This is a genomic window from Chromohalobacter marismortui (assembly GCF_004364315.1).
Taxonomy (GTDB): domain Bacteria; phylum Pseudomonadota; class Gammaproteobacteria; order Pseudomonadales; family Halomonadaceae; genus Chromohalobacter; species Chromohalobacter marismortui.
This window is the reverse complement of record NZ_SOBR01000012.1, coordinates 13,095-35,938: the sequence shown is the minus strand read 5'-3', so window position 1 is coordinate 35,938 and position 22,844 is coordinate 13,095. Positions and strand designations below refer to the sequence as shown.

The following is a 22,844-nucleotide window of genomic DNA, read 5'->3' as shown; positions in this document are numbered from 1 at the left end:
CGAAGAACGGCCACACCAGTCTCTGGACTACGTGGCACCCCGAGCACACCCCGCATTAATTGCGTAGGGTGTGCAGAAACCAGGGGGTCATTACAACTCTTCAAAATTTAAGGTTTTTGCATTTATCAAGATACTAAGAGCACCACCTAAAGATGCTCCTAGAAAAACCACAAACAACTGCCAGTACGGTCCATTAGCAATCCTATCACTTAAATTAAATGCACAGATGGCAAAGAACATAGCTACCGAAATTACAGATGGTGCCAGATACAAAGCTCTATTTACGACCAGTTGCTCGTGCTCCTTTACTATCGTTTCAATCAGATCCTCAAATTTGTCTGCGCCACCAGATTTATCGCTATTTAGAGCTGTTGAAAGCGTATGGGCCACTCGATGCTTCATCATCTCAAAATTAGACGACTTTGAAAGCATGCCTTTTGCTTCTATATATTTTTGCTTTACATCATTGAATCTTTTCTGGATCTTTTCTTCTGACTCGTCTGTATGGCCGTCTATCAACACTTTAATTCTGTTATTTATATCTTTGGTTTCTATCTCATAGATCACGTACTCATTGTGTTTTGCAAGAACATTTACCACCTTGTTTCCGGACATATCTTCGGCGCCGCTGACAATATCATTGACTGAATCGACGATATCACTTTTGCTCAATTCCTTAATCCTTCACTATAGTCTATAATGCAAAGCTCAGGCGCCGGTGTAACCGGTCGGCTGCAGCGTCATATTAGAGCCGATTGCTTCGACCTTATCTGTAACGATCGGCAAATCCGACAGCCCAAACTGCTCGTTTATCGCCTTAACCACCCGAACCATCATCGAATTAGCACTCAATAGCGGGTGTACATAGACCGCCCCGATAAAATCCGAAAGACTTCCACTCGTACTTCCAATGGTGAGAGAGATTCCATCCAGTTCAGGATGTGGGTCTTCCACTGGACTTCGAATATCTCTCTTCGGATAGACGATCAAACGGACCTCGCTCTCATATGCGTACAAAGCAGGTTTGACGCTGAATGCGCCGACCCTAACGTCCTTGCCCACACCGAGTCTGTCCACTAAATTTTCCTGCAACTCTTCTCCAGGGCTGTTAAGTCCATCCACATAGTCTACGTCAACGACCTGTCCATCGAGGCCGTTCTCCTTGAGCCAGTCTAAGTTTTTCTCAAGAAGAGTTTCTAGTTTCCCACGCTCCAGTCGAATCGCAACTGACTCGCTACCGCCACCGTATAAATTCCACATTGCAAGCGACATTGAGTCAGCGCGATTCCAGCAACTGATATAGGTAGAATCTCTATCTATCGTCACCTCATTCAGCCACTTAGAGACTCTAGAGTTGTAACCGTCGTGGTGTTTTAGCCAACTTTCCACCGTGCGCTCAAGGTATTCTTGTCGCTTGTGAGGATAGACAAGGGGTACCTGCTTTAACACATCCCCTAAAACGGAACTTTCTTCTTCCGGCGTCAACTGGTTATAAACACTCGCTGCGCCAACTAAAACAGCATTTTGATCCTCACCGGACCGATCTAGAATGCTTTGCAGCCGGTCAGCATAGCCACGGATACGTTGCCACCTCTGCTTTTCTCCCCACAAAATTGCGTGGGCGATCCACTTACCTTCTGTTTCATCTTGAAACAGGGATGCCTTGGGGCAGAAAATCGATCTAGAGCGAAGCATATCGACATATTTCGCCAACGACATGTATCGCCAAACATAGAGATCAGACATATTTCCTCTCGTGGCATGAAATCGCTCTAACAGCTATTAGGTTTAAATCTTTTTGATTCTTTCGCTACTTATTTCAAAAGCTATTACGCGATATAAATTTCCTGTACTTACAGACTTAACATGATATTTAGGAGTATCTGTAAAGTAATATTGTTGAATAACCCAATCGCCATCGTATTTCACTTCTGATTTTAGACTTGGTAATAATTCATGTAGTAAAAGCGGATACTTTTGTCCGCTTTCGTCGAATAAAGGGATTTCAGCTTGCTCTGTTCCTTCGTATTTAAACGAAGGACTGTTAATCTCTTGTTGAGCTAAATAAGCCTCATACTCAGTGTCAAAGTGATAGCCAAACCTTGTATATTCTGGTCCATGACACTGCTTTACCACCTCTTCAAGAGTCATCTTATTGAAAGTTCTTTTATTTATATCGTTTATACCAACAATAGTACTGAAATTGTCTAGGTAATTGCGACTTGATAGAACCACACCAACGGCAAAAAGGTCATGTAATTTAACTAAGCAAATCAATCCGAACTGGGAAGGAGAAAGAATCAAATAGTGTTTTTCACTACTTAAATCCAAGTAATTTTCATATGGTTCAAATACTTCAGGCTGAAGCCCATTACCAACTTTCACATACTCTTCAGCACGTTTGTAGTTAGCTGTTTTAAGTATTGTTGATATATCTATCGCATCAGAATCGTCGAAGTAGCCATCTATCGTATCAACAGCAAATTCATAGGCTATCTTTAATAAACCAATTTTGAACTTAAGTGTATCAATTTTCCATTGACCTTTAACACCTTCTGTACTTAGTACGCTTTTCTTATCACCAGCAATTATAGAGTTGGCCGGTAGACCGTGGCGCTTGGCAAGTTTTTCCAATATACCATCAATTTTGTGTTCATCATCAGAACCTAGAGACACTTCAATCGACTCAATCTCATCACCATTTTTTTTGATATTCACTGTTGGTAGCGACTTCACTCTTAATTCGTTTTTATCATCAACATCTACTCTGAACTTTGTGTCCTGATTGCCTTCTTGGAAGAATATTCCAGAGAACGGGTTAGGTATGCGACCACTTTTTCCAGCTACTTCATGTGAAAATCTATATAGCTCTGTCAATTTGTGATTAATAAGTGGTGAGTCGACTCTATCCCCTAGCAACGAGTTACAGCCTTTACACACGGAATAGATATGATAAAACCCTTTCATTGAATCTGGAATGACATGTTCATCACTCATGTCATTCTTAGATTTCCTACAAATAATACAAACCATATGACTTGCCTTATATCCATATACTTATGTTGACTGCTCATTAGTTGTTGTTAATACTAAAAACCTAACAGCTATTAGACAGCGTGCTCGTTTCACCACTTGAACGAGCAGGCGCGTTCAACAATCTTATAGAGCTAGCTTTTTCGCTCTTAAGCTTCTGATCTGACAACACACTAAGAAAAGTTCGGCGCGATATGCAGAGTTCGCGTGCCTGCTGCCTTTACCGGCTCTATCAGCTTGTAACAAACGCGATCCCCTGCTCCGCTGCTGCCGTGTGAGCCACGCTACCGCCATGCAAAGCACTGAACGCTCCACCACCCGGTTCATCAGGTTGTATCGGCAGCATCAAACAATACTTAACCTAGCTTAATTTAACGTCGATTAACATACCGCTACACGAAAGGCGTAGACACAAAAACGCCCGCGCCGAGTGAGCGGCGCGGGCGTGGGGTTCAACCGTGGGGGTGGTTCAGGAGGGGAAGCTGAACTGGGCGGTTTCCTGGTCGCTACGCTTCGGCCAACGTTGGGAGATGGCCTTGCGGCGGGTGTAGAAGCGCACGGCGTCGGGGCCGTAGGCATGCAGGTCGCCGAACAGCGAGTCCTTCCAGCCACCGAAGCTGTGGAAGGCGACCGGGACCGGCAGCGGGACGTTGATACCGACCATGCCGACTTCGATGGCGTCGGCGAAGCGGCGCCCTGCCTCGCCGTCACGGGTGAACACGCAGGTGCCGTTGCCGTACTGGTGGGCGTTGATCAGGGCGATGGCGTCCTCGAAGGTCTCGACGCGCACCACGCACAGCACCGGCCCGAAGATCTCGTCGCGGTAGATGCTCATCTCCGGCGTGACACGGTCGAACAGCGTGGCGCCGAGGAAGTAGCCGGGCGAGCCTTCCACCAGCGGGTGCTCGCGGCCGTCGACCACCAGCTCGGCACCGGCGGCAGCGCCCTGCCCGATGTAGCCGGCGACCTTGTCACGCTGGCCTTCGTTGATCAGCGCGCCCATGTCGAGACCGCGCTCGGTGCCCGGGCCAATCTTGAGCTCGCGGGCCTGGGCGGCGAGACGCTCGACCAGGGCGTCGGCGGTGGCGTCGCCCACGCACACGGCCACGGAGATCGCCATGCAGCGCTCGCCGGCACTGCCGTACGCGGCGCCGATCAGGGTGCTGGCGGCATTGTCGATATCCGCATCCGGCAGCACCACGGCATGGTTCTTGGCGCCACCCAGGGCCTGCACGCGCTTGCCCTGCTGGGTGCCGCCTTCGTAGATCTTGCGCGCCACCGGGGTAGAGCCGACAAACGACAGCGCGCGCACTTCGGGCGCCTCGATCAGCGCGTCGACGGCCTCGCGATCACCGTGGACGACGCTGAACAGCCCCTTGGGCAATCCGGCTTCGTCGAGCAGCTCGGCCATCTTCACGGCGGCCGAGGGCGCCTGCTCGGAGGGCTTGAGGATGAAGGCGTTACCGCAAGCCAGCGCCATGGGGTACATCCACAGCGGCACCATGGCCGGGAAGTTGAACGGCGTGACGCCGGCGACCACGCCCAGCGGCTGATGGTTGGACCAGGTATCGATGCCCGACCCGGCGTTGTGGGAGTACTCGCCCTTGAGGAGTTCCGGCACGCCGCAGGCGTACTCGACGTTCTCGATGCCGCGCTTGAGTTCGCCCATGGCGTCCTCGAGCACCTTGCCGTGCTCTTCGCTGATCAGCGCGCAGATCTCATCGGCATCACGTTCGAGCAGCGTCTTGAAGCGATACATCACTTGGGCGCGCTTGGCCGGCGGCATGTCGCGCCAGGCGGGCTGGGCGTCACGGGCGGCGTCGATGGCGCGTTGCACGGTGGCGGTATCGGCCATCGCCAGGCGGCGAACCGGCGCGGCGGTGGCCGGGTTGAGCACGTCGATGGTGCGCTCGCTTGTCAGCGGCTCGCCGGCGATGCGGTGGGATACGTCTGTCATAACAACTTTGCTCTATCGAATATGGGCGTCATGTCGGGGATAAAGGCGCGGAACCGCCTTAGAATTCTTTACCCAGCAGGGCTTCATCGAACGGGTAGCGCGAGAGTTTTTCGATGCCGGTGTCGGTGACCAGCACTTCCTCTTCGAGCTTGACGCCGTCGGCGCCGCCGACCTCGCCGATGTAGCTTTCCACCGAGACCACCATGCCGGGCTCGAGGATGCCGTCCTTGGAGAAGCGGTCGAAGTCCATGTGGTGGGCGACCAGCGGGGTCTCGCCGTGCATGCCGACGCCGTGGATGATCGAGGGGTAGCGACGGTCGAGAAAGCGCTCGGGAATCTTCCAGGCGTTTTCGGCGATCTCGCGGTAGCTCATGCCCGGCTTGAGGATGCTCATGTTGTGGTGCACCTGGTCATAGGCCATCCGGTAGAGGCTCTGCTGATAGGCGGTGGGCTTGCCGGGGCCGACATGGAAGGTGCGCGAGAAGTCGGAGTAGTAGCCGTGGCAGCCGATGGTGTCGGTATCCAGCGCGACCAGCTCGCCGGGGCGGATCACCCGGTTGCTGGCTTCGTTGAACCAGGGGTTGGTGCGCGGGCCGGAGGACAGCAGCCGCGTCTCGATGAACTCGCCGCCCTGGCGGATGACATCGCCGTACATGATGGCGAACAGCTCGTTCTCGGTGACGCCGGGCTTGATGGCGGCTTCCACGGCGGCCACGGCGGCTTCGCTGCCGGCCATCGACTGGGCCAGACAGGCGATTTCCTCGGGCGTCTTGATGCGCCGGCAATGCAGGGTGTCCTGCATGCAGTCGTAGACATCCAGCCCCTGGGCTTCCAGCGAGCGGGCCAGGTTCATTGTGCAGCGGTCCAGGCCGATCTTCTTGTTGCCCTTGCCGTGTTCTTTCATCAGCTCGGCGATCTCGATACCGAACGGGTCGGAGGACATGTTGTCGCGCTGGTTGACGGCGGACCACACCACCTTGGAGGTGCGCGCTTCGTCGATGGTCTCCAGCCAGGTGGAGACATGCGCGCTGCCCGGGTATTCGAACAGGATCACCGGGCCTTCCAGCGGCACGTAGATGTAACGCGTGGAGTTGCGCAGGAAATAGCCGAACATATTGCGCGAGCCGGTGGCGTAACGCTGGTTGTAGGGGTCGAACAGGACCAGCGCGGCGTAGCCCTGCTCGGCCATCATCGCGCGCAGACGCTTGAGGCGCCCGCCGCGCAGTTGCACCGGGTCGAAGGCGGTGGGAATGCTGTCGCCGTTGGCCATGGGGGCGGAGGGCACGACCGGGATGGCGTCGGGTTCGTTGTCGGTCAGGTTGTCGAAGTCGACGATGCTCATGATCAAGCTCTCTGTATCTGTTCGTTATGGGGCGCGCTTCGTGATGGGGCACGCTCGCCGTCGCGGGGAGTGTCTCCGCGACGGCGAGCGTGGGCCGGGGTCGGCGGCCGGTGATCCGGTATTGTCAGTCGGCGAGGCTGTCGCTGCGCTGCATGCCTTCTTCCAGCAAACGCTCGTGCACCGGCGCCATGCGCCCGAAGATACGCTTGGCGCGCTCGGGGCGGCCGATGAAGCCCGGCTCCTTGGCATAGGCGAAGATCACGGTGTGGCGCTCGCGGTCGCCTTCCACCGGGGTCACGCGGTGCAGCGAGTAGCGGCCGAAGAAGATCTGCAGATCGCCCGGCTGGAGATCCAGCGACTTGATCTGCGCGCGGTCGCCGTCGATGACCTTTTCCACCCCGTCGAAGTTCTCGCCTTCGGGGCTGCGGATGCCCGGCGCGTATTCGAACCGGCCCCCGCCCTCGGATTGGCGGGTCATCATGGTGACGATGAATTCGTTGGTGTCGTAGTGCCACGGGTGCTGGCAGCCCTCGCGCAGCACGTTGACCACCAGGTCCGCCAGCGGGTCGGCGTATTGGTGAATCTCTTCCATGCCCACCACACTGGCGATAAAGCGCTGGAAACCGGGATCGGAGTAGACCTGACGAATGATGGTGTCGGCGCCGATGCGGTCGCCGGCGACGAAGCCGTTGGTGCGGTCGCCGAAGCGGTTCTTGGGATGCGAGGCCGGCAGGCTGGGGTCGCCGTCGCTATTGTAGGGATTGGTTTCGGTCTGGTTGTAATGCGCTTCCGGCGAGAGTCGCTCAGTTTCGCGTTCCAGCCGTGTCAGGGCCTCGTCGGGCACGAAGCCCTTGAGTACCACACAACCGTCCTGACCGAGCTGGGCACGGCACTCGTCGACGAGCGCCCGGCCGCGCTCGCCATCCAGCTGGTCGATGGGATAGCGCTCGAGATCGATCAGACCGTGGAGTGCGTTGTCGTCTGCCTGCGTAGCGTTGGCTGGCATGCGGATCTGCTCCTGACTTTTTGCAAAGACGTTTCCAATAACGTATGGACAGGGTAGTCAGCCGGGTTTAATAATAGAAATGAATGGTTAAGATCAAAAAGATTGCAAAGGCTCATAGATCATGGATACCGACCTGCTCCGTGCTTTCGTCACGGTCGCCGAGTGCGAGGGCTTCAGCGCCGCCGGCAAGGTGCTGCATCGCACGCAGTCGGCCGTCAGCCTGCAGATCAAGCGGCTCGAGGATCAGATGGGCGAATCACTCTTCGAGCGCACCAGCCGCAGCGTGGTACTGACGCCGCCAGGTGGGCGCTTGCTGCCCTACGCACGACACATGCTCAAGCTTCAGGACGAGGCACGCCGGGTGATGGGGGTGGACCGCCAGGGCGAACTGATCCGCCTGGGTACCTCGGAGGAACAGGCGAGCACCTACCTGCCCGAGCTGCTGCCACGGTTCGCCGCCCGCTTTCCCGAGGTGCGCCTCGAGGTGAACTGCAGCATCAGCGGCTCGCTGGTGCATGATTTTCAGGAGGGGTTGCTGGACGTCGCGCTGGTGGTGCGCCATGGCCCCACGCAGACCGGCCGCCTGCTGGGCCGCGAGCCCATGGTGTGGGTGGTGGCCGAGGACCGCGCCATCGACGACTGGGAGATTCTGCCCCTGGCGCTGAACCCCGAGGGCTGCATCTTCCGCGCCCATGCATTCGCCGCGCTGGGGCCCACCGAGCGGCGCTGGGACGTGCGCTATTCCAGCCGCTCCCCCACCGGCATCAACCTGCCGGTACAGGCCGGGCTGGCCGCCACGGTCAAGACCCCGCGCAGCGTCCCCGAGGGCTGTCGCATCGTCGGCGAGGAAGAAGGCCTGCCGCCCCTCGGGCACGTCGAGATCGAAATGCACCGCACGCCCGGCCACTCCAGCGACGCCTTCGTCGCCTTCTGCGACGAGCTGGAGCACATCGTCACCGCGACCGACTCGCTGGAGTCGCTGGAATACGTGGCCGCAGAAGGCTGAACGCAACACGGCGCCCCGCGGGGCGCCACTTGCGACTAGGCCAGCCCGCGCACGGCAAGGAACAGCACCGTGGGCGCCAGCAGGATGCCGAGCCCTGTATAGAACGTCGCGGTCATTGCGCCGTAGGGCACCAGGCGGGCATCGGTGGCGGCAAGCCCCGCCGCGACGCCACTGGTGGTACCGATCATGCCGCCGAAGATCATCGCCGAGCGCGGATTGTCCAGGCCGATGAATCGCGCCGTCATCGGTGTGGCGATCATGGTGAGGATCGACTTGACCAGACCCGCGGCGATCGATAGCGCGATCACCTCGGAACTCGCGCCCAATGTCGCCCCGGTGACGGGACCGACGATGTAGGTCACCGCCCCGGCCCCGATGGTGGTAATCGCCACCGGGTCGGTATAACCGAAGCCGAACGCGACCAGGCCTCCGGCGACGAACGACACTACCACGCCGGCGAACAGTGCCATCACGCCACGCACGCCCGCCTCGCGCACCTCCTCGAAACGCACGCCGTACGCGGTGGCGATGATGGCGAGGTCGCGCAGCATCCCCCCGCCCATCAGGCCCAGGCCTGAGAAAAGGGTGATGTCGGCGAGACCATCCGCGCCACCGGTGACCTTTCCTCCCACATAGGCCAATGCCAGACCGAGCATGATGGCGATAGCGGAACCATGCAGCTTTCCGCGGGTGAAGCGCTCACTGATCCAGTAGGCGAGGTACATGGTGAGACCGATGACAGCGAAGGCCGCCACCAGATGATACTTGTCGACGAGATCGTACAGTGACTGGAGCATGGGAGATCCTCCTCAGCGGCCGGCGGTATGGGTGGTCATGGACTCGGGGCGCGGTTCATCGGCATCCGTGACGACGCTCGATCTCGGACGTCGACCCGCGAACACCGGCACCATCGCCAGCCCCAGCACCACGGCCAGTACACCACCCAGCAGCGCCACCAGTCCGCCACTGAAGGCCGCCGCCACGTTCTGACTGGCGGCCATGGCCACGACGATGGGAATATACATGGCATTCCAGAACTTGATGCCACTCGCAGTGGCCTCGGGCAGTTTGCCCCGAACCTTGAGATACCCCGTCACGAAGATAAGCAGCAGCATGGCGATACCCACACCGCCCAAATTGGCATTGATGCCCAGCAATTGACCCAACAGGTCTCCGATTACCAGGCCTATCATCATGCATCCGGCCAGCAAGGCCACTCCGTAGATCACCATGATCATTTCCTTCTTGTCGTTGTAATCGATCCTCGGGAGCTCCCGAGCATTAGCGTGCTCCTTGTCGCATCTCCGCACGACTAGGAGGCCTGGCCACCAGCCAGGCCATTGGCCGCATCACACGGCTGTTTCGTCCGCCTCCTTCACGGTATAGATGTCGGCATAGTCATTACGCAGTTGGTTCTTTTGTACCTTGCCCATCACGTTGCGCGGCAGTGCCTCGATCGTGAATATCCGCTTGGGTTGCTTGTAGCGTGCCAGCCGATCGCGCAAGACCGACTGAATGCTGGCCTCGTCAGGGGGCTCTGCGCCCTCGCGGGGCACGACCACGGCCGTGACGCCTTCCCCCAGGTCAGGGTGCTCGACGCCGAATACCGCCGACTCGGCGACACCCGGCAATTCGTCGATCAGTTGCTCGATCTCTTTCGGGTAAACGTTGTAGCCGCCCGAGATCACCAGATCCTTGTCACGCCCGACGATGTGCAGATAGCCATCGTCGTCGATCAGGCCCAGGTCGCCGGTAATGAAAAAGCCGTCGTCGCGAAACTCGCTACGGGTCTTCTCGGGCATCTGCCAGTAGCCCTGGAAGACGTTGTCGCCCCGCACCTCGACCAGTCCAGTCTCGCCGCGGGGCAATTCGGCGCCGCTCTCGCGATCGGTGATGCGCACCTCGCTGCCCGGGAGCGGAAAACCGACCGTGCCGGGGCGTCGCTCACCGTCGTAGGGGTTGGAGGTGTTCATGTTGGTTTCGGTCATGCCATAGCGCTCGAGAATGACATGGCCCGTCCGTTCGCGGAATTGCTCGTGCGTCTCGGCCATCAGCGGCGCCGAGCCGGAGACGAACAGCCGCATGCTGGCCACGGCATCACGATTCAGCCGCGGGGACTGCAGCAGCCGCGTGTAAAACGTCGGCACGCCCATCAGCACCGTGGCCCGAGGCATCAGATCGAGCAGCTGCTCGACATCGAGCTTGGGCAGAAACGTCATCGAGGCGCCCACCGTCAGCACGATGTTGCAGGCCACGAACAAGCCGTGTGTGTGGAAGATCGGCAGTGCGTGCAACAGATGGTCGCCGGCGGTGAAGCGCCAGGCCTCAGCCAGCGCCCGACTGTTCGAGGCCAGGTTGGCATGGCTGAGCATGGCGCCCTTGGAGCGCCCGGTGGTGCCGGAGGTGTAGAGGATCGCGGCCAGATCGGAGGCTTCGAGGCAAGCGATATCGGTCACCGGCTCGGCGAAGGCGGCGCGCTCCATCAGGCTGCCGTCTCCGTCCGTGCCCAGGCTTTCCACGTGGACCACCAGGCCCTCCTGGTAGAAGCGTTTGGCATCCGCCTCCCACTCCGTTGGGCACACATAGAGCTGTGGCGCGGCATCGCTGAGAAAGTACTCGATTTCGGCACCGGTGTAGCCGGTGTTGAGCGGCAGGTAGACCGCCCCGGCTTGCAGGCAGGCCAGATACAGCATGATCGCCTCGGGGCTCTTGCCGACCTGCACCGCCACTCGGTCGCCGGGCTGGACATCGAGAGACTGCAGCACGCCGGCCAGACGCTGCGAGGTGGCCAGCACCTCACCATAAGAATAGCGACGCCCCTCGGGGGTATCGATCAGCGTCTTGTCCGGCGTTGCACGGAAATGGGCCTCGAATTGCAGGAACAGATTGTGATTCATGTGGCATCTCCTGGGAGTCGTCGGGGGTATCAGACGTCGACGGGGGATTCCAGCAATGGCTGGGCTCGCCTTGCCTGGCGCTGGATGTCGGCGGTGCAAATCACGCTGCCCTCGCGGGTGTACGCCTCGTGGTTCTGCTCGATGCAGTCCGGCTCGTAGCGATAATTGACCATCAGGCCATGGGCCTGACGACAGCCCTTGGTGGAGATGTCGGCGGGCCAGTTGAGCCGATGCAGGCTCGCCCCGTTGCCCAGGTGGAAACGCGCCACAGGGTCGCGTGGCAAGCCGTGGCGCTGCTTGGCCTGGGTGAGGTAATGTGCGGCCAAGGGCAGGAGTTCGGACTCGAGTCTCTCCCGAGCCTGCGGGTCGTCACGCCAGCGGGTCCCGTCAAGGGCGGTGGCGGCGTCAGTCGTCAGCCGACATTCGCCGGCCTCGCGCCGTTCCGCCAGCCATTTGGCAAAGCCCGGCACCGGCGACAGGGTCACGAAGTTGTCGAGCTCGGGCAGCTCTCGCCGCAACTCATGCACGACCTGCTTGATCAGGAAGTTGCCGAAGGAGATCCCCTTCAAGCCGGCCTGACAATTGCTGATGCTGTAGAAAACCGCCGTGTCGGCATCATGGGGAGCCACCTCGTCGCCGCCGGCCAGTAGCACCTGAATATCGCCCGGAATCCCGCGACACAGCGCCACCTCGACGAAGATCAGCGGCTCGTCGCCGATGGCCGGATGGAAGAAGGCATAGCATCGCCGGTCCTCCGGATCGAGACGCCGGCGCAGGTCGTTCCAGTCCTGAATCTCGTGCACGGCCTCGTAACGGATCAGCTTCTCGAGCACCGCTGCCGGGGTATTCCAGTCGATGCTCTTGAGCACCAGGAAGCCACGGTTGAACCAGGACGCGAACAGGTGCGCGAAATCCGCATCGAGCCCGGTCAGCGCCGACGACTCGCCGAGATGTGCCTGCAGATCGGCGCGCATCTTGACCAGCTCATAGGTGCCGCCCGGGCAAAGGTTGAGCCGACGCAGCAGCTCCTGGCGTGGCGGCTCGCAGGCCTCGATCAGCGTCCGCAGGTCGGCTTCGCTCTCACCCTCGCGATAAGCCGCGTAGGCGGCGTGGATCTGCTCGGCATTGGCGCCGTGGCGCTCCGCGAGTCTGGTCAGGAAGGTGCGCCGCCCGTCGGCATCCAGCTCGGCGTAGCCCGCCAGCAATCGTTGGGCAACCAGAATCTGCGATGCCTCACCGCCGCCACCGGTCAACAGGACATCACACGCCGAAATGAGGCCATCGACGCCCGATGCCACGGTTTCTCTTCCGCGCTGGGAAGCCCGCTCGCTCCCTGGGCGCTGACGTGCCCGCCGGGCCACACTCGACAGGAGATTTTCCAGAAAATCCATGTTCATTTTCATGTTGCGCCCTCCAGAGGCCCGAGTCGTCTCTGTCGATGCCATTGATCCGGATCATGAATACATGGTTCCGGCTTGTTATATATAACAAGTAGGCGCAAAATATAACCATGTCAAGCGGGAGGACAGTCAATGAGCAAGGTTTCCCAAGCGCAGCGACTGCGCGACCTGCTGGAAGACGCCATCATCAAGGGACGTTATCCGCCCGGCGCACGCCTCGACCCGGAAGCTCTGGAGCGGGAATACGACTGCTCACGCACCCCGGTCCGCGAGGCGCTCCAGCAGCTGGCAATGTCAGGGATGGTGAAGGTGGTCCCGAAGCGCGGCACCTTCGTGACGAAGCTCAGCGTGGCCGAATTGGTGGAACGCTTCGAAGTGATGGCCGAACTGGAGGGGATGTGCGCTCGACTCGCGGCGAGACGCATCGGCTCAGAAGAACTGGAAGCGCTGCGCGAGGCTCACGAAGCGTGCCGCCGCATGGCCGAGGCCGGCGACGCCAACGGCTACTACTACGAGAACAGCATCTTCCATCAGCGCATCTACGAGGCCAGCCATAACGCCTTTCTGGCTCAGGAGGCCACGCGCCTGCACGCGGTGCTGCAACCCTACCGCCGCATGCAATTGCATCTGCGCCACCGCCCGGAGCGCTCCCTGGCAGAACACGAGGCGGTGCTTGCCGCCATTGCCGCGGGTGACGAGCAACGCGCCGAGGCCGAGATTGAGTCTCACGTTCAGATTCAGGGCGAGCGCTTCAACGATCTGGTCGCCTCGGTGCAGCAACTGCAGCAGACTGGAAGCGACTGAGCATGAACGCCAACGGCGCCCCGCGGGGCGCCGTTGGCGTTTGGCTCGAATGAGTATTCCAGACTGCTCGAAGTGCGCTGCTCGTCACTCCTACCCGGCGATTCGCTACACGTCGATGCCCAGCAACTTGGCACCGTAGCCCCACAGCAGCACGGTCACGGCCAGCAGCGCCTCGAGGACCAGCACGCCGATGCCCAGCGTCGAGCCGGTGACGATGAAGCCTTCTTCCGCGCCGATGTCGAGGAAGTTGGGAATCCCCAGATACAGCAGATAAGCGCTGTAACAGAGCCCGATGATGGTCGCCAGCATGCACAGCCAGACCAGCGGATAAAGCGCGACGACACCACCGACGAACATGGGGGTGGCGACGTAGCCGGCGAAGATGATGCAGCGTCGACGACTCGGCGGATTGGAATAGCGTTGCGCCATCCAGTGGATCACCGAGCCCATGAAGCCCACTGCTATCAGGATCGCCACGTAGAAGGCGACCCCGGCGAAGAAGGCGTCCAGATAGTTGAGTTGGATGGTATGCCCACCTCCGAAATCCCAGCCGACCTGGGTGGTACCAATGAACGCGCATACCACCGGGATCAGTGCCATGACCAGCACATGATGACTGTAGAGGTGGATGATGGTCTCCCTTTCGTCGTGGATCTGCTTCCATTCACGGTTCGGGTGCGCCAAGAGTCCCCAGACATGCGTGAGCATAGAAAACACCTCCTCCATCGCCGATGAACGCATCACGTCGCGGCCCGCTTCATGATTCGATGCGCCACGACGTTTTTATCAGTGTAGTCAGTATTTTGCTCAGCAATATCAGATTGACCGCTTGAAACGATATCCCCCATGTAAAAAGCGACACCCAAAGCGGGTGTCGCTTTGCTATCGCTGTCCTGCGGACGCCGGCAGCGGCTTACTTCAAACGTTCAAACACCGTGGCCACGCCTTGGCCCATGCCGATGCACATGGTCGCCAGGCCCAGTTGCGTGTCCTGCTGGCGCATGACGTTGAGCAGCGTGGTGCAGATGCGTGCCCCGGAGCAGCCCAGCGGGTGGCCCAACGCAATGGCGCCGCCGTTGAGGTTGACGACCTCGTCCATGCGCTCGCGCAGGCCGAGGTCCTTGAGCACGGGGAGCGACTGTGCGGCGAACGCCTCGTTGAGCTCAACGGTCTGGATATCGTCGATACTCAGACCCGCGCTCTTGAGCGCCTTCTGCGTCGCGGGTACCGGGCCGTAGCCCATGATCGAGGCATCGCAGCCGGCGACGCCGGTGGAAACCACCCGCGCCAGCGGCTCGAGCCCCAGCGCTTGCGCGCGCTCGTAGCTCATCACCGCCAGTGCCGAGGCGCCGACCGAGAGCGCCGAGGATGTGCCCGCCGTGACCGTGCCGCCCTTGGGGTCGAAGACCGGCTTGAGCTTGCCCATGTCTTCCAGGTTGGCATCGTGGCGAATCACCTCGTCGCGGTCGACCAGACGCCGGAAGCCATCGGCGTCATGTCCTTCGACGCCGACGATCTCGTTGTCGAAGTAGCCGTTTTCGTTGGCGGCCACTGCGCGTTGATGCGAGCGCACACCGAACGCGTCCTGTTCTTCGCGGCCCACGCCGTGCATCTTGCCCAGCAGCTCGGCGGTCAGGCCCATCATCATGGCAGCCTTGGCGGCGTACTTGCTGGCCGCCGGGTTGACGTCGACGCCGTGGTCCATCGGCACGTGTTCCATGTGCTCGACGCCGCCGATGATGTAGAAATCGCCCATGCCGGCCTTGATGTTGGCCGTGGCGATATGCAGCGCGCTCATCGACGAGCCGCACAGGCGATTGACCGTCTGCGCCGGCACGCTGCGCGGGATACCGGTCATGATCGCGGCGTTGCGCGCGATGTTCATGGCCTGCTCGAGGGTCTGGTTGACGCAGCCCCAGATCACATCGTCGACCTCGGCGGGCACCAGGTTGGCGTTGCGATCGAACAGTGCCTGCATCACCGAGGCGGAGAGGTTTTCGGCCCGCACGTTGCGGAAGGCACCGTGCTTGGCCTTGGCCATGGCGGTCCGGACGGCATCGACCACCACGATATCTCTAGGATTCAAACTCATTGTCGCGCTCCTCGTTGCGTGGTGGCTCATTGATCGGATTCGGACGTGTCGGGATAGAAACGCTCACCCTTGGCGGCCATGTCACGCAGTCGCTGGGTGGGGCGATAAAGCGGCCCGAGTTCCTCGGCCAGCGTCTCGGCCTGGGCGACGAACGCCTCGACGCCCAGCGCGTCGATATAACGCAGCGCCCCGCCCCGGAACGGCGGGAAGCCGATGCCGTAGATCAATGCCATGTCCGCCTCGGCCGGCGTCGCCACGATGCCGTCTTCCAGGCAGCGTACGGCTTCCATGCACAGCGGGACCATCATGCGCGCGATGATATCGTCATCGCTGAACTCGCTGCGCGTGTCGACGGCTTCCTCGACCAGCGCATGCGCCTGCGCGTCGGAGACTTTCTGGGGCTTGCCCTTCTTGTCTTCTTCGTAGCGATAGAAGCCCTTGCCGTTCTTCTGGCCCAGGCGATCCTCGTCGTACATGCGCTGAATCGCCGTCTTGCCACCGTTTCTGGCTTCCTGCGCCATGCGGTCAGGGAAGCCTTCCGCCATCACCGCCTGCGCGTGCACGGCGGTGTCCATGCCGACCACGTCCAGCAGGTACGCGGGGCCCATGGGCCAGCCGAACGTTTCCATGACCTTGTCGACGCGTTCGAAGTCGGCGCCCTGCTCGACCAGCTGGCTGAAACCGCCGAAATAAGGGAACAGTACGCGGTTGACCAGAAAGCCCGGGCAATCGTTGACCACGACCGGTGTCTTGCCCATCTGCCGGGCATAGGCGACGGTCGTGGCCACGGCGGCGTCGCTGGTTTTCTCGCCGCGGATGACCTCGACCAGCGGCATGCGATGCACGGGATTGAAGAAGTGCATGCCGCAGAAGTTTTCGGGACGCTTGAGATTGCCCGCCAGGCGGTCGATGGAGATCGTCGAGGTATTCGAGGTCAGCGTGGCGTTGTCGTCGAGCAGGCCCTCGACCTCGGCCAGCACGGCCTCCTTGACCTTGGGATTCTCGATCACGGCCTCGACCACCAGATCGACATCGCCAAAGTCGCCATAGGAGAGCGTGGGGCGAATGTTGGACAGCGCCTCGGCGACCTGGTCGCTACTCAGGCGGCCACGTTCGAGCTGCTTGCCGAGCAGTTTGCGGGCTTCTTGCAGCCCCAGTTGCAGGGCTTCCTCCTTGATGTCCTTCATCAGGATCGGCGTGCCCTTGTACGCGCTCTGATAGGCGATGCCGCCGCCCATGATGCCCGCGCCCAGTACCGCCGTCTTGTTCACGGCGGCGGCCTGGTTGGCGTACTGCTTGCCCTTTTTCTTGACCAGTTGATCGCTCAGGAACAAGCCGACCAGGTGATAGCAGACATCGGTCTTGGCGAGTTTGGCGAACGCCTTGGCCTCGATGGCCTGGGCACGTTGGCGCTCCTCGCCGGCCCCTTTCTGGATGACCTTGATCGCCTCGATGGGCGCCGGGTAATGCGGCCCCGCCTTGCCCGCTACATAGCCCTTGGCGGTCTCGAACACCATCATCTGCTCGATGGCGTTGAGCATCAGCGGGGACTGTTTGATGCGGCGGCGCGCCTGGTGGTCGAGCTCGCCGGCATTGGCGCGGGCCAGAATATCCAGCGCGGCGGACTCCAGGGCGTCTCCCGAGACAACGGCATCCACCGCGCCGACCGTCAAGGCGGCGTCGGCACGGTTTTCAGTGCCCCCGGAAATCCACTCGATGGCGTTGTCGGCACCGATCAAACGCGGCAGACGCACGCAGCCGCCCCAACCCGGCACGATTCCCAGCTTGGTCTCGGGCAGGCCCAGCTTGGCCTTGTCGCTCATCACCCGGAAATCGCACGCCAGGGTGATTTCGCAGCCACCGCCGAGCGCCAGGCCATTGATCGCCGCCACACTGGGAAACGGCAGGTCCTCCAGGGTGTTGAAGATACCGTGCACCCGCGTGTTCATGTCGACCAGGAAGGCTTCGTCGCGGCGGAACATGCCGTGGAACTCGGTGATGTCCGCGCCGACGATGAAGGCGTCCTTGGCGCTGGTGATGACTAGGCCCTTGACACCCGCGGCCTTGCCGAGCGCCGCCAGGGCCGCTTCGAACTCTTCGATCACCTTGCTCGAGAGCGTGTTGACGGACTCGCCTTGCGCATCGAAGGTCAGCGTGGCGATACCGTCATCGCGCTGCACCACGGTGATGGCGTTACCTTGATAAATCATTCAGGGCTCTCCCTGCTGTTGGCCTGGACCTCACGATTCACGAAGGAGGCATACGCCGAGCTCGGACGTGGCGCTGCTCCTCGCACACTTTCATACAGTCGTTTGAATACGAATCAGCTTGCGCCAGCCAAGCGATGGCGTCAAGCCTTCCCCCATTAGCGAATGGTCGCGTTGCAGCGGGGGCTCTCGGGAAACATTGCACAGAGATAACTCCCGGACGCACTGGACTCCTGATAGGATAGGCGCCTTTGCGATCCGCCGGCCATCGCGCCGCTTTTTTACGCGCTACCCTTCATTACACGCTGTATTGGAACATCCACACGCCTCATGTCCTTACCCGCTAGCGCGACACTGATCGCCCGCCTCACGCCGCTCGTCGAAAAGCTCAAACGCTACGCCTGGCTGTGGCCACCGACCGCCTTCGTCATCGGCCTGTTGGGGTTTTTCCTGGTCAACCGCCAGCAATGGCTCGGCGCCTTGCTCGCCCTGGGGCTGCTGGTCGCCTGGTGCCTGCTGCTGGCCGAAAGCCTGTTGACCCGACTGCTCAACTGGCGCGGTCAAGCCGGACTGCCGCGCATACTGACGACCTTCATCGCGCAGCTCATCCATCAGGAGACGCTGTTCTTTACGTTGCCGTTTTTTATCGCCACCACGGTATGGACAAGCGGCCAAGCCGTTTTCACCTCGTTACTCATCGGCTGCAGCCTGCTGGCGATTCTCGATCCCTTGTATTTCGGCCTCGCACAACGTCATCGCTGGCTGTACTTCATGTTCCATGCGCTGTGCGTATTTGTGGTCGTGCTGGTGACGTTGCCGATCATGTTGCATCTGACCACCGGGCAAAGCCTGATACTGGCCATCGTGGCCATGGCGATTTTCAGCGTGCCCAGCCTGATCAACCTGATCCAACCGCAGGGGCTATGGCGATGGCTGGCGATGCTTGGGCTGATCGTGGTGCTGGCCTCGGCGGCCTGGATGGGGCGGATATGGATCCCCCCGGCCACGCTATGGCTCTCCGGCAGCGCCCTCTCGCCGAGTTTCGATGTCGAATCGCGCGAGCCGCGCGGCGAAAGCGTACTGACCCCATCGACACTCTCGGGGCAAGGCTTGTACGCTTACACCGCGATTCGCGCGCCACGCGGTCTACGCGAAAAGATCTATCATGTCTGGCGCCACGATGGCGAAGTGGTCGATCGCATACCGCTGATCATCCGGGGTGGACGCGAACAGGGCTATCGTGCCTGGACGCACAAGCAAAATTTCCCCGCGGCATCGCAAGGACGCTGGCAGATCGACGTCATGACCGCCGCCGGCCAGCGAATCGGTACATTGCGTTTTCGCGTCGACGAAGACGCCGCGAAGGCCACCCAGGCTGATGGCGACATTCATTCACCCCCGGGATTGCCAGGCTGGAACATCCGTCATCTGGTCGCCGGCGCGGACCGTGGCGATGAATGAAGGTCGACGATAGTGTGACTTGCAATAGCGCGTCCCACTCGGGACAATCCCGTTAGGTTCCTAACCAATACAAGGCCCATGCATCAGGATATCGGACTCAAACTGTCGCGCGTACCACGCCTGTGGCGCGCCATCCTCGACGAACGCCTCGCTCCCCTGGAGCTGACGCAGACGCGCTGGGTGACGCTCTATCACCTGTCGAAAATGGGTGATGGCCAGCCGCAATGCGATCTGGCTCGCTCCATCGGCGTGGAAGCTCCGTCCTTGGTCAGAACACTCGACCAACTCACCGAGCAAGGGCTCATAGAGCGCCGCCCAAGCGATGAGGACCGCCGCACCAAGCGGGTCTATCTCACCGACAAGGCGACACCCTTGCTCAAGAAGATCGAGACCGTCGTCGAGCAGGCGCGTATCGAAATGATCGAAGGCTTGAGCGATGACGACGTCGACCAGTTGGACGCCATACTGACGCGCATCGAGCAGAACGGACAACGACTTCTCTCGCGCGCCCCCTGCGACGATGAGTGACCCGCTCTACAGCGCAAGCTGACGCTGGATACTCTACGGCGCCGTGCGGCTCTCGCGCGGCGCTCAGCGGGACTGACGACCGCTACCGGCCAAGCCACCGACGAGCCCCGTCAACGCTTCCAGCACAGGTGCGAACGTCTCGGCGTCCTGCGACTCCCCCCACCATAAGGTCAGCCCTTTGGGCGACGACTCTATCACCAGTGCGTCCTCGGGAAGCGTCGACAGCGTCTGCTCCAGGCATTGAAACGCGGCTGCACTCAACGGAGGCAGCGGTGACTGACGCCAACGCCAGCCTGGCACGGCTTCCTCCAACCGGTCACTGGCATAGGCCTCACGGACAAGGGTGAAGTCGCTGCCGGGGGCGGCCTGAGGGTAGCGCCAGCGATACCCCACCAAACCTGGCGCATCTTGTAGCGGTGCATTGTCGAAACGCACCGCCGCGCCCGCGTCACGCACCGCCACGCGCAGCCCACTGCGGCGCTGTTCATGGGCCCCGGGCCTGAGCCACAGGGCTGGCGAGAGAATAAGAAATACCGCCAGCCCTAGAAAAAGAAAGATTTCCAAACATCCTCCACATGCGAACTGATTGATCCAAGGCATTGTTTCAACGTTTCGGCGCGCCTAAAGTAGAAGCGTTCATCGACAAGGTGGGAGATGCCCCCATGAGTAACGAGTACACACACGTCTTAGTCGCCGTCGACCTGACCAAGGATTCCCGTAAGGTACTCGAGCGTGCGATTCCCATCGCCGAGCGTAACCATGCCAAGCTATCGATCATGCATACGCTCGAACCACTGGGATTCGCCTATGGCGGCGATATCCCCATGGATCTGACCAGCATCCAGGACCAGCTCGACGACCATGCCAAACAGCGGCTCGCGGAAATCGCCGATCCTCACGGCATCTCGGCGGACAACCAGTACGTCGTGGTCGGCATGCCCGATACCGAGATCCATCGTTTCGCCGCCGAACACGATGTCGACTTGATTGTCGTGGGCTCGCATGGTCGCCACGGCTTTGCCTTGCTGCTCGGCTCGACCTCCACCGGCGTGCTGCACGGCGCACAATGCGACGTGCTGGCGGTACGCGTAGGTAAAGACGGCGAAGTCGACGAATGACGCCAGGCGCCGGGTACGCTGACCGTATCCGGCGCCTTCGCCTTTACTCGCCCTCGGCCATGGCCTCCAGTTCCATCCAGCGCGACATCGCCGCATCCAGCTCGGCTTGTTTGGCGTCCAACGCCTCCAGACGCTGAGTCACGGTATCGCTGTCCTGCTGATAGAACTCGGGCGCGCCGACCTCCGCTTCGAAATTCGCCACCTCGGTTTCCAGGGCTTCGATGGTGGCCGGTAGCTGGTCCAGTTCGCGCTGCAACTTGTAGGAAAGCTTGACCCGCTTGGGCTTGGACGCCGGGGCCTCGGCCTTGCCGATATCCGGATCGGCAGACTTGGGGGCTGGCGTTGCCGCCTCTTGGGCCGGCAGTACGTTCGCCGCGCTGCCGAACTCGAACGGTGCCGGCGGCAGCTTGCCGCCCTGCCGCACCCAATCGCTATACCCGCCGACGTATTCCTGGACGCGCCCTTCACCTTCGAAGGCCAATACGCTGGTGACCACGTTGTCCATGAAGGCACGGTCGTGCGAAACCAGCAGCAGGGTGCCGTCGAAATCCAGCAGCAGTTCCTCGAGCAGCTCGAGGGTTTCGACGTCCAGATCGTTGGTCGGTTCGTCGAGCACCAGGACGTTGGCCGGTTGGGTGAACAACTTGGCCAGCAGCAGTCGATTCGACTCCCCGCCCGAGAGCGCCTTGACCGGCTGGCGCACGCGGTCCGGCGAAAACAGGAAATCCTGCAAGTAGCTCATGACATGCCGGTCCTTGCCGCCCACTTCGACGCGGTCGCTCCCCTGGGCCACGTTGTCGTAGACGGTTTTCTCGAGCTCCAGGCCGGCACGCAGTTGATCGAAATAGGCCACGCTCAGGTTGGTGCCCATCCGCACTTTCCCTTCACTGGGCTCGAGCTCCCCCAGCAGGATCTTCAGCAAGGTGGTCTTGCCGGCGCCATTGCGGCCGATGAAGCCGATACGATCACCACGCTGAATTTCCAGCGACAGATCGCGCACCACCCAGTCGTCGCCAAAACGCTGACTGACCCCCGTGAGTTCGACGACGCGCTTGCCGGTGCGCTCACCGCTGTCGACGCTGAGCTGCGCGCGGCCCACGCGTTCGCGGCGCTCGGCACGTTCGCCACGCATCTTCTCGAGCGCCCGCACACGCCCCTCGTTGCGCGTGCGGCGCGCTTTGATGCCTTGACGGATCCAGGCCTCTTCCTTGGCGAGCTTCTTGTCGAATTCGGCGCGCTCGCGCGCTTCGACCTCGAGCTCATGCTGTTTTTGCGCCTGATACGCCGCGTAGTCGCCGGGGTAACGCCCCAGCTGGCCACGGTCGAGTTCGAGGATATTGGTCGCCAGCCGCGACAAGAAGGCCCTGTCGTGGGTAATGAACAGCACCGAGCCATTGAAGGCGAGCAACTGTTCTTCCAACCAACCGATGGTATCCAGATCGAGATGGTTGGTCGGCTCGTCGAGCAGCAGCACATCAGGGTCGGCGACCAGAGCACGCGCCAGCGCCACACGCCGCCGCCACCCCCCGGAGAGGCTGGCCATTTCGGTGTCTTCGGGTAGCCCCAGACGCGAGAGAATGGTGTCGATGCGTTGATGGAACGACCAGCCATCCACCGACTCGAGCTGGGTTTGCAGCCGCTCGAGCTCGTCCATGTCGGGCGACTCGCTCATCACCAGGTGGTGATAGGCGCTCAGCAAGGCACCCGCTTCTGGGAGGCCCTGGGCGACGACATCGAAAATGGTGTTGCCGCTGGCATCCGGCAGTTCCTGCGCCAACACGCCCACTTTCAATCCCGGTGCGCGCCAGATGTGTCCTCCATCGGCCAACGTCTCACCGGAAATCAACTTGAGGAACGTCGATTTGCCAGTGCCGTTGCGCCCCACCAGCGCCAAGCGCTCCCCTTTTTCCAGCGTCAGCTCGGCGTTATCCAGCAGGACCTGGGTGCCGTAAGCCAATTGCAACTGTTCCAGACGTAACAACGTCACGCGTGA

20 protein-coding genes are annotated in these 22,844 nt (G+C 60.6%); 5 read left to right on the top strand and 15 right to left on the bottom strand.

Going from position 1 to position 22,844, the window contains the following annotated elements:
- Positions 1-90 precede the first annotated feature (90 nt).
- The 6 genes from C8E00_RS16195 to C8E00_RS16170 all read right to left on the bottom strand — a co-directional run bounded on the left by C8E00_RS16195 (position 91) and on the right by C8E00_RS16170 (position 7,338).
- Positions 91-672, bottom strand: coding sequence for a hypothetical protein (locus tag C8E00_RS16195; RefSeq protein ID WP_133698558.1), 582 nt, complete (start codon positions 670-672; stop codon positions 91-93).
- Between the two features lie 36 nt (positions 673-708).
- Entirely contained in the window at positions 709-1,746 is a 1,038-nt protein-coding gene (locus C8E00_RS16190) for a DUF2971 domain-containing protein (RefSeq protein WP_133698557.1), read from the bottom strand.
- A gap of 42 nt (positions 1,747-1,788) precedes the next feature.
- The gene (locus tag C8E00_RS16185; protein ID WP_133698556.1) at positions 1,789-3,033 is read right to left on the bottom strand and encodes an HNH endonuclease; all 1,245 of its coding nucleotides are present in this window, start codon (positions 3,031-3,033) and stop codon (positions 1,789-1,791) included.
- Positions 3,034-3,502: 469 nt separating this feature from the next.
- Positions 3,503-4,990: a CoA-acylating methylmalonate-semialdehyde dehydrogenase gene (locus C8E00_RS16180; protein WP_133698555.1), complete on the bottom strand. Its 1,488-nt coding sequence runs from the start codon at positions 4,988-4,990 to the stop codon at positions 3,503-3,505.
- 58 nt (positions 4,991-5,048) lie between these two features.
- Positions 5,049-6,332 carry a M24 family metallopeptidase gene (locus tag C8E00_RS16175; RefSeq protein ID WP_133698554.1) on the bottom strand — a complete coding sequence of 428 codons (1,284 nt, stop codon included), beginning with the start codon at positions 6,330-6,332 and terminating at the stop codon, positions 5,049-5,051.
- Positions 6,333-6,456: 124 nt separating this feature from the next.
- Positions 6,457-7,338, bottom strand: a complete 882-nt coding sequence (locus C8E00_RS16170; RefSeq protein WP_133698553.1) for a HalD/BesD family halogenase — start codon at positions 7,336-7,338, stop codon at positions 6,457-6,459.
- 121 nt (positions 7,339-7,459) lie between these two features.
- Between C8E00_RS16170 and C8E00_RS16165 the strand changes: the two genes are divergently transcribed.
- Positions 7,460-8,344 carry a LysR family transcriptional regulator gene (locus C8E00_RS16165; protein ID WP_133698552.1) on the top strand — a complete coding sequence of 295 codons (885 nt, stop codon included), beginning with the start codon at positions 7,460-7,462 and terminating at the stop codon, positions 8,342-8,344.
- 35 nt (positions 8,345-8,379) lie between these two features.
- On the opposite strand, the gene madM is transcribed toward C8E00_RS16165, so the two are convergent.
- The 4 genes from madM to C8E00_RS16145 all read right to left on the bottom strand — a co-directional run bounded on the left by madM (position 8,380) and on the right by C8E00_RS16145 (position 12,638).
- Complete coding sequence (gene madM, locus C8E00_RS16160) at positions 8,380-9,141, bottom strand: malonate transporter subunit MadM (protein WP_133698551.1); 762 nt, start codon at positions 9,139-9,141, stop codon at positions 8,380-8,382.
- Between the two features lie 12 nt (positions 9,142-9,153).
- Positions 9,154-9,576, bottom strand: a complete 423-nt coding sequence (madL, locus tag C8E00_RS16155) for a malonate transporter subunit MadL (RefSeq protein WP_133698550.1) — start codon at positions 9,574-9,576, stop codon at positions 9,154-9,156.
- A gap of 117 nt (positions 9,577-9,693) precedes the next feature.
- Entirely contained in the window at positions 9,694-11,241 is a 1,548-nt protein-coding gene (locus C8E00_RS16150) for a malonate--CoA ligase (protein WP_133698549.1), read from the bottom strand.
- Between the two features lie 29 nt (positions 11,242-11,270).
- On the bottom strand, positions 11,271-12,638 hold the full coding sequence (locus C8E00_RS16145; protein ID WP_166638350.1) for a malonyl-CoA decarboxylase: 1,368 nt from the start codon (positions 12,636-12,638) through the stop codon (positions 11,271-11,273).
- A gap of 135 nt (positions 12,639-12,773) precedes the next feature.
- Here C8E00_RS16145 and C8E00_RS16140 point away from each other — a divergent pair, with 135 nt between their 5' ends.
- A complete protein-coding gene (locus tag C8E00_RS16140) occupies positions 12,774-13,445 on the top strand; it encodes a GntR family transcriptional regulator (RefSeq protein WP_133698547.1) in 672 nt (223 codons plus the stop codon).
- Between the two features lie 105 nt (positions 13,446-13,550).
- Here C8E00_RS16140 and C8E00_RS16135 read toward each other — a convergent pair whose 3' ends face one another.
- The 3 genes from C8E00_RS16135 to fadB all read right to left on the bottom strand — a co-directional run bounded on the left by C8E00_RS16135 (position 13,551) and on the right by fadB (position 17,747).
- Positions 13,551-14,153 carry a Yip1 family protein gene (locus C8E00_RS16135; protein WP_133698546.1) on the bottom strand — a complete coding sequence of 201 codons (603 nt, stop codon included), beginning with the start codon at positions 14,151-14,153 and terminating at the stop codon, positions 13,551-13,553.
- Positions 14,154-14,358: 205 nt separating this feature from the next.
- Entirely contained in the window at positions 14,359-15,537 is a 1,179-nt protein-coding gene (gene fadA / locus C8E00_RS16130; protein WP_133698545.1) for an acetyl-CoA C-acyltransferase FadA, read from the bottom strand.
- A 26-nt stretch (positions 15,538-15,563) separates the two neighbouring features.
- Positions 15,564-17,747 (bottom strand): fatty acid oxidation complex subunit alpha FadB, encoded by a 2,184-nt coding sequence (gene fadB / locus C8E00_RS16125; protein WP_133698544.1) that lies wholly within the window; start codon positions 17,745-17,747, stop codon positions 15,564-15,566.
- Between the two features lie 327 nt (positions 17,748-18,074).
- Here fadB and C8E00_RS16120 point away from each other — a divergent pair, with 327 nt between their 5' ends.
- Positions 18,075-19,205: a DUF5924 family protein gene (locus C8E00_RS16120; protein WP_133698543.1), complete on the top strand. Its 1,131-nt coding sequence runs from the start codon at positions 18,075-18,077 to the stop codon at positions 19,203-19,205.
- 78 nt (positions 19,206-19,283) lie between these two features.
- Positions 19,284-19,733, top strand: coding sequence for a transcriptional regulator SlyA (gene slyA, locus C8E00_RS16115; protein WP_133698542.1), 450 nt, complete (start codon positions 19,284-19,286; stop codon positions 19,731-19,733).
- A 63-nt stretch (positions 19,734-19,796) separates the two neighbouring features.
- Here slyA and C8E00_RS16110 read toward each other — a convergent pair whose 3' ends face one another.
- The gene (locus C8E00_RS16110) at positions 19,797-20,297 is read right to left on the bottom strand and encodes a preprotein translocase subunit YajC (RefSeq protein ID WP_133698541.1); all 501 of its coding nucleotides are present in this window, start codon (positions 20,295-20,297) and stop codon (positions 19,797-19,799) included.
- A gap of 98 nt (positions 20,298-20,395) precedes the next feature.
- Between C8E00_RS16110 and C8E00_RS16105 the strand changes: the two genes are divergently transcribed.
- The gene (locus C8E00_RS16105; protein ID WP_133698540.1) at positions 20,396-20,851 is read left to right on the top strand and encodes a universal stress protein; all 456 of its coding nucleotides are present in this window, start codon (positions 20,396-20,398) and stop codon (positions 20,849-20,851) included.
- 43 nt (positions 20,852-20,894) lie between these two features.
- Here the strand turns inward: C8E00_RS16105 and C8E00_RS16100 are convergent, their stop codons facing one another.
- Positions 20,895-22,838, bottom strand: a complete 1,944-nt coding sequence (locus C8E00_RS16100; RefSeq protein WP_133698539.1) for an ATP-binding cassette domain-containing protein — start codon at positions 22,836-22,838, stop codon at positions 20,895-20,897.
- Positions 22,839-22,844 lie beyond the last annotated feature (6 nt).